The organism is Sandarakinorhabdus glacialis (assembly GCF_014643455.1).
Taxonomy (GTDB): Bacteria; Pseudomonadota; Alphaproteobacteria; order Sphingomonadales; family Sphingomonadaceae; genus Sandarakinorhabdus; species Sandarakinorhabdus glacialis.
Genome location: NZ_BMJM01000033.1, coordinates 1 through 1628, shown reverse-complemented (window position 1 = coordinate 1628; position 1628 = coordinate 1). Strand labels below are relative to the sequence as shown.

General features: G+C 57.4%; 1 protein-coding gene and 1 pseudogene. Both read right to left on the bottom strand.

From position 1 onward, the window contains the following. Positions 1-348: 348 nt before the first annotated feature. Positions 349-564 (bottom strand): annotated as a pseudogene (locus IEW98_RS16015) (transposase domain-containing protein); the annotation flags it as partial. 126 nt (positions 565-690) lie between these two features. Beyond that, positions 691-1377 carry a TMEM175 family protein gene (locus IEW98_RS16010; protein WP_188764529.1) on the bottom strand — a complete coding sequence of 229 codons (687 nt, stop codon included), beginning with the start codon at positions 1375-1377 and terminating at the stop codon, positions 691-693. Between the last annotated feature and the right edge of the window lie 251 nt (positions 1378-1628).

Genomic DNA, 1628 nt, shown 5'->3' with positions numbered 1-1628 from the left:
GTCGTCCAACCAAAACTCGCCTGCCATGCCGCGCTCCCGATGCCTCGGAAGCTTGAATCACACCTCAGACCAGATGTGAATCCTGTTTATGGGTCCCAACCCTAGGACAAGCACATGCTCCCAGCTGGCGCTAGTGAAGCAGGGGCGCCACGTCTGCAGCCAGCGGCGCAGTATCAGGGGAACGGGGTCACCGATAATGGTCTTGTGTGGGGCCAGCATCCCATGCTTCGAATCCGGACCGACACTGGTTGCAATACTATCGCTGTTGCCCTGCGGCGAGCTGAGTCGGATACGCATCCGTTGAAAGCCGCGTAAGCGGCGCCGCGCGTTTATCGCGGCCTGATGTGATCAGGCGGCTTGTGCTGCCGGTTGATCTTGTTCGCGCAGGCGGCGCCAGTTCCACGGCAGCTGTTCGTGGAGACGGCCCTGCGGGATGTTGGCGATGCGTGTCAGAACATCGGTGAGTCAGGCTTCGGGGTCGACGTCGTTGAGCTTGGCGGTGACGATCAGCGAGTCCATGAAAGCGGCGCGCTGGCCGCCGCGGTCCGAGCCGCAGAACAGACTCCTACTTGAACTCAAGCGTATATCGCGTCCACACTACGTTTTTCGTTCCTGATACCCCTTCGTTGGTCTGATCCTATCAGCCAAGGGAGACGTCAGGCAGGGGCAAGCTCACGCCCTTATTAACGGCTATATTTCTTCTTCAACGATAGGCGCCTCGTCGACATAGATCGGAGTTTCTGGAGGGCGGAGTTGGTAAAGCATAACCGCCCCTGCCAACGAGATGCCCAGTTCCCAGCTCACAAATGCCAAAGCTGCGGCGACGACCAAAATGGCGGCCATAGTTGTGTAGTGGCGGTTTAGCCGCTCGACATATGCGTGAGTGAGTCGATCGTCGATATCGCCCATCGCCCGGGCGGTTCGCCAATTAAAGCACCAAGCCACAGACGTTGCAGCAAGCGCAACCGTATAGAAGCGAGCGCCCGCAGCCCGTGCAACCGGATTCTGGATGTGCTCTGCAAAGACGCGCGTAGGGAATGCGATAAAGGCAATGGCAGCCAAAAACAACAAGGTTGTTAACAAGAAGCGATGCCCCGTTGTGCGGTAAAGTGCGCCGGAGAAATGATGATGGACCCAATAAATCCCAATCACCAACGTTGAGAGGCCATAGCCCAAATAGGACGGCCAGAGTTCCAAGAGCTGTCGCTGAGTGTCCGGTCCGACTTCGGGCAGCTTAAGCTCGACCATTGGAAGGGTAAATGCGATCGCGAAAACTGCATCAGCAAAAATCTCCATGCGCGCGCTCCCACGTGTCACGCCGTCACCGGGATGGTCGTTAAGACGAGGCCGGTCATCCAAATCGGTTTTCAAGGACATGACCTATTTTATTGCATGAGCAACCAACCTCGGCAATTGATAAAAGCTGATTGGACTTGAGAGTTGGCTGGGTGGTGCTGTCAGTCTGACCTTGCCCGCGCGCAGCGTTTCCCTTGACGCAGTGACTATGCAGCCAGGCTGATTTGCCTAGGGCCGAGACTCATAACCACCACATGATGGCGGCGGCGAGGTGGATGTTGCCGAGGAAGTTGGCGGCGAGTTTATCGTAGCGGGTGGCGAGGCGACGGCAG

Coding starts and splice junctions, on each gene's coding strand:
- IEW98_RS16010 (WP_188764529.1), bottom strand. CDS start 1,377: ATGTCCTTGAAAACCGATTTGGATGACCGGCCTCGTCTTAACGACCAT.